Annotated in this window: 6 protein-coding genes and 1 pseudogene; all 7 read left to right on the forward strand. The window is 69.3% G+C overall.

What is annotated here, in order from left to right; translation table 11 throughout:
* Positions 1–216, forward strand: a pseudogene (locus N878_RS12680) (glutathione synthase); the annotation flags it as partial.
* Positions 217–303: 87 nt separating this feature from the next.
* Positions 304–1,200 (forward strand): energy transducer TonB, encoded by an 897-nt coding sequence (locus tag N878_RS12685; protein ID WP_021444023.1) that lies wholly within the window; start codon positions 304–306, stop codon positions 1,198–1,200.
* Between the two features lie 175 nt (positions 1,201–1,375).
* A complete protein-coding gene (locus N878_RS12690; RefSeq protein WP_021444024.1) occupies positions 1,376–1,945 on the forward strand; it encodes a YqgE/AlgH family protein in 570 nt (189 codons plus the stop codon).
* Positions 1,945–2,382: a Holliday junction resolvase RuvX gene (gene ruvX, locus N878_RS12695; protein WP_021444025.1), complete on the forward strand. Its 438-nt coding sequence runs from the start codon at positions 1,945–1,947 to the stop codon at positions 2,380–2,382. Before N878_RS12690 ends, ruvX begins: the two co-directional genes overlap by 1 nt.
* A 30-nt stretch (positions 2,383–2,412) precedes the next feature.
* On the forward strand, positions 2,413–2,916 hold the full coding sequence (gene pyrR / locus N878_RS12700; RefSeq protein ID WP_021444026.1) for a bifunctional pyr operon transcriptional regulator/uracil phosphoribosyltransferase PyrR: 504 nt from the start codon (positions 2,413–2,415) through the stop codon (positions 2,914–2,916).
* Positions 2,917–2,926: 10 nt separating this feature from the next.
* Positions 2,927–3,934, forward strand: coding sequence for an aspartate carbamoyltransferase catalytic subunit (locus tag N878_RS12705; protein ID WP_021444027.1), 1,008 nt, complete (start codon positions 2,927–2,929; stop codon positions 3,932–3,934).
* Positions 3,934–4,898: dihydroorotase (locus tag N878_RS12710; protein ID WP_021444028.1), on the forward strand; the 965-nt coding region annotated here is incomplete at its 3' end. The genes N878_RS12705 and N878_RS12710, both read left to right, overlap by 1 nt.

Raw genomic sequence — 4,898 nt, forward strand, 5'->3', positions numbered from 1 at the left:
CTGACCGCGCGCGACCACGAGATCGCCGCCGCGGTCGGCCCGACCCTGCGCGAGAAGGGGCTGCTGTTCGTCGGCCTGGACGTGATCGGCGAGCACCTCACCGAGATCAACGTCACCAGCCCCACCTGCATCCGCGAGATCGACGCCGCCTTCGACACCCGCATCGGCGAGCGCCTGATGGACTGCATCGCGGCCAAGCGCGCGGCAAAAGCTTGACGCAGGTGGCAGCCTGGCGCTTCAGGCTTGCAGCCTGAAGCGTCGCGCCGCAGACTGCGCGACATCCGCCAGCAGACCCGATATGCGATGAACGCAGCAGCCACCCCACCCGCCGTTTCCACCGCCGCCGTCCGTCCGGCGGATCGCCTGGGGTTCACCCTGTTCCTCGCCGCGGCCCTGCACGTGGCGCTGATCCTCGGCGTCGGCTTCAGCCTGGAGCCGCCGAGCCAGATCAGCAAGACCCTGGAAATCACCCTGTCCACCTTCAAGAGCGAGGAGAAGCCCAAGCAGGCCGACTTCCTCGCCCAGGACAACCAGCAGGGCAGCGGCACCCTGGAACACGCCGCCGCGCCGAAGACCACCGAACAGGCGCCGTTCCAGGACAGCGAGGTGCGCAAGGTCACCCCGCCGGCCACCCCGCAGCAGCCGGCTACCCGCCAGGAAGCGCCCAAGGCCGCGGTCGCCACCCGCGCCCCGCAGCAGCAGAAGACCCCGGTCAAACGCGAAGAGGCCAAGCCGGTGCCGCAGACCCGCCCGGCGCCGGTATTCGATGCCGCCCAGCTGTCGGCGGAAATCGCCAGCCTGGAGGCCGAGCTGGCCCAGGAAGTCCAGGCCTATGCCAAACGGCCGAAGATCCACCGCCTCAACGCCGCCTCGACCATGCGCGACAAGGGCGCCTGGTACAAGGACGAGTGGCGCAAGAAGGTCGAGCGCATCGGCAACCTCAACTACCCCGACGATGCCCGCCGCCAGCGCATCTACGGCAGCCTGCGCCTGCTGGTCTCGATCAACCGCGACGGCTCGCTGTACGAGGTGCAGGTGCTGGAATCCTCCGGCCAGGCCGTGCTCGACCAGGCGGCGCAGCGCATCGTGCGCCTGGCCGCGCCCTACGCCCCCTTCACCGGCGACCTGGCCGATATCGACCGCCTGGAAATCATCCGCACCTGGCGCTTCGAGCGCGGCGACCGGCTGTCGAGCAACTGACAGATCGGCGTACACGCGGTAAGCGCAGTCGCAGGTAGGGCGCACTCGCGGAGCAGTAGGCCGGGCAATCTTGTAGTCAACGCCGATGGCGGACAGCTAGCCTCACTACGAGCGGCCGGCGATCCGGTCCGCCCTACAGCTTGAAGCCTGCCCGCTTAAGGCCGAAACTAGCGCCATGAAGATTTCAGCCCCCACCTCACTCAAGCACCACTTCCTGATCGCCATGCCGCACATGGCCGATCCGCATTTCGCGCACACCGTCACCTACCTGGTCGAACACAACGAACAGGGCGCCATGGGCCTGGTGATCAACAAGCCCAACGGCCTCAACCTGGCCGACGTGCTGGAACAGCTGCGCCCCGAGGAGGAGCCGGCGGCGCTGTGCCACAGCCTGCCGATCTTCGCCGGCGGCCCGGTGCAGACCGACCGCGGCTTCGTCCTGCACCCGGCCGGCCCGCAGTTCCAGGCTACCCTGGAGCTGGGCGAGCTGGGCCTGTCCACCTCGCAGGACGTGCTGTTCGCCATCGCCGACGGCACGGGCCCGGACAAGTACCTGATCACCCTCGGCTACGCCGGCTGGGAGGCCGGGCAACTGGAAGCGGAGCTGGCCGACAACGCCTGGCTGACCTGCCCGGCCGACAGCAGCATTCTCTTCGACCTGCCCTTCGACCAGCGCCTCAATGCCGCCGCCGCACGCCTGGGGGTCAACCTCAGCCTGCTCACCTCGCAAGCCGGGCACGCCTGATGGCCGAGGGCAAGCCGCTGCGCCTGCTGCTGGGCTTCGACTACGGCACCAAGCAGATCGGCGTCGCCGTCGGCCAGGTGATCACCGGCCAGGCCCGCGAGCTGTGCGTGCTCAAAGCGCAGAACGGCGTGCCGGACTGGAGCCGGGTCGAAGCCTTGATCAAGGAGTGGCAGCCGGACGCCGTGGTGGTCGGCCTGCCGCTGAACATGGACGGCACGCCCAGCGAGATGAGCGCCCGCGCGGAGAAATTCGCCCGCCGCCTCAATGGCCGCTTCAACCTGCCCGCCTACACCCACGACGAACGCCTGACCACCTTCGAGGCCAAGGGCCAGCGCCTGCGCGAAGGCCAGAGCGGCGGCTACCGCGAGCGCCCGGTGGATGCCATTGCCGCCGCCCTGCTGCTGCAGGGCTGGCTCGAGGAAAACTGTCCGGGCTGAGCGACTCGGCCCGCACCAAGGAGTTTCGCCATGCTACCGAACCCCAACGAGCTGCTGCCGGCCATGGCCAGCGCCCTGACCCAGCACCTGAACCAGCGCCAGATCGCCGAGCCGCGCTTTATCGGCATCCGCACCGGCGGCGTCTGGGTCGCCCAGGCCCTGCTCGCCGCCTTGGGGCGCGACGACGCGCTGGGCGTGCTCGACGTGTCCTTCTACCGCGACGACTTCACCCAGAACGGCCTGCATCCGCAGGTGCAACCGTCCGAACTGCCGTTCGAGATCGAAGGCCAGCACCTGGTGCTGATCGACGACGTGCTGATGAGCGGGCGCACCATCCGCGCCGCGCTGAACGAGCTGTTCGACTACGGCCGTCCGGCCAGCGTGACCCTGGTCAGCCTGCTCGACCTGGGTGCCCGAGAGCTGCCGATCCGCCCCGACGTGGTCGGCGCCAGCCTGTCGCTGGCAGCCAACGAGCGGGTAAAATTGTCCGGCCCCACGCCGCTGACCCTCGAACTCCAGACGCTCGCCAACTGAGACTCCCGCGATGACGCCACTCGCCGCCAAGCGCCCGCTGCAGCTGAACGACCAAGGCCAGCTGCGCCATTTCCTCTCCCTCGACGGCCTGCCCCGCGAGCTGTTGACCGAAATCCTCGACACCGCCGACTCCTTCCTCGAGGTCGGTGCGCGCGCGGTGAAGAAGGTGCCGCTGCTGCGCGGCAAGACCGTGTGCAACGTGTTCTTCGAGAACTCCACGCGCACCCGCACCACCTTCGAACTGGCCGCCCAGCGACTGTCAGCCGACGTCATCAGCCTCAACGTGTCGACCAGCTCCACCAGCAAGGGCGAGACCCTGTTCGACACCCTGCGCAACCTCGAAGCCATGGCCGCCGACATCTTCGTCGTACGCCATGCCGACTCCGGCGCCGCGCACTTCATCGCCGAGCACGTCTGCCCGAACCTGGCGATCATCAACGGTGGCGACGGCCGCCACGCCCACCCGACCCAGGGCATGCTCGACATGCTCACCATCCGCCGGCACAAGGGCGACTTCGAGAATCTCTCGGTGGCCATAGTCGGCGACATCCTGCACTCGCGGGTGGCGCGCTCCAACATGCTGGCCTTGAAGACTTTGGGCTGCCCGGATATCCGCGTGATCGCGCCGAAGACCCTGCTGCCCATCGGCCTCGAGCAAAGCTATGGCGTGCGCGTGTTCAGCGATGCCAACGAGGGCCTCAAGGACGTCGACGTGGTGATCATGCTGCGCCTGCAGCGCGAGCGCATGCAGGGCGGCCTGCTGCCCAGCGAAGGCGAGTTCTACCGCCTGTTCGGCCTCAGCGAGCAGCGCCTGGCGCTGGCCAAGCCCGACGCCCTGGTGATGCACCCGGGGCCGATCAACCGCGGCGTGGAGATCGAGTCGGCGGTGGCCGACGGCCCGCAGTCGGTGATCCTCAACCAGGTCACCTACGGCATCGCCATCCGCATGGCGGTGCTGTCGATGGCCATGAGCGGGCAGAACGCCCAACGTCAACTCAATGCCGAGGAGGCCAACTGATGCGTACCGCAATCCTCGGCGCCCGCGTGATCGATCCGGCCAGCGGCCTGGATCGGGTCGCCGATCTCTATCTCGACGGCGGCAAGCTGGTCGCCATCGGCCAGGCGCCGGCCGGCTTCGTCGCCGAGCAGACGCTCACCGCCCAGGGCCTGATCGCCGCCCCCGGCCTGGTCGACCTGTCGGTGGCCCTGCGCGAACCGGGCTACAGCCGCAAGGGCAGCATCGCCAGCGAAACCCTGGCCGCCGCGGCCGGCGGCGTCACCAGCCTGTGCTGCCCGCCGATCACCCGCCCGGTGCTGGACACCCCGGCGGTGGCCGAGCTGATTCTCGACCGCGCCCGTGAGGCCGGGCACACCAAGGTCTTTCCCATCGGCGCGCTGAGTAAGGGTCTGGCCGGCGAGCAGCTGGCCGAGCTGGTCGCCCTGCGCGATGCCGGCTGCGTCGCCTTCGGCAACGGCCTGGACAACTTCCGCAGCAGCCGCACCCTGCGCCGCGCGCTGGAATACGCGGCCACCTTCGACCTGCAGGTGATCTTCCACTCGCAGGACGCCGATCTGGCCGAAGGCGGCCTGGCCCATGAAGGCCCGACCGCCAGCTTCCTCGGCCTGGCCGGCATTCCGGAAACCGCCGAGACCGTGGCCCTGGCCCGTGACCTGCTGCTGGTGGAACAGAGTGGCGTGCGCGCGCACTTCAGCCAGATCACCAGCGCCCGCGGCGCCGAGCTGATCGCCGCCGCCCAGGCACGCGGTTTGCCGGTGACCGCGGACGTGGCGCTGTACCAGCTGATCCTCACCGACGAGGCGCTGATCGACTTCTCCAGCCTCTACCACGTGCAGCCGCCGCTGCGCTCGCGGGCCGACCGCGACGGCCTGCGCGAGGCGGTGAAGGCCGGGGTGATCGCGGCCATCGCCAGCCACCACCAACCGCACGAGCGCGACGCCAAGCTGGCGCCCTTCGCCGCCAC

The sequence above is a fragment of the Pseudomonas sp. EGD-AK9 genome (assembly GCF_000465935.2).
GTDB lineage: Bacteria > Pseudomonadota > Gammaproteobacteria > Pseudomonadales > Pseudomonadaceae > Aquipseudomonas.

Coding starts and splice junctions, on each gene's coding strand:
- N878_RS12685 (WP_021444023.1), top strand. CDS start 304: ATGAACGCAGCAGCCACCCCACCCGCCGTTTCCACCGCCGCCGTCCGT.
- pyrR (WP_021444026.1), top strand. CDS start 2,413: ATGCTACCGAACCCCAACGAGCTGCTGCCGGCCATGGCCAGCGCCCTG.
- N878_RS12705 (WP_021444027.1), top strand. CDS start 2,927: ATGACGCCACTCGCCGCCAAGCGCCCGCTGCAGCTGAACGACCAAGGC.
- ruvX (WP_021444025.1), top strand. CDS start 1,945: ATGGCCGAGGGCAAGCCGCTGCGCCTGCTGCTGGGCTTCGACTACGGC.
- N878_RS12690 (WP_021444024.1), top strand. CDS start 1,376: ATGAAGATTTCAGCCCCCACCTCACTCAAGCACCACTTCCTGATCGCC.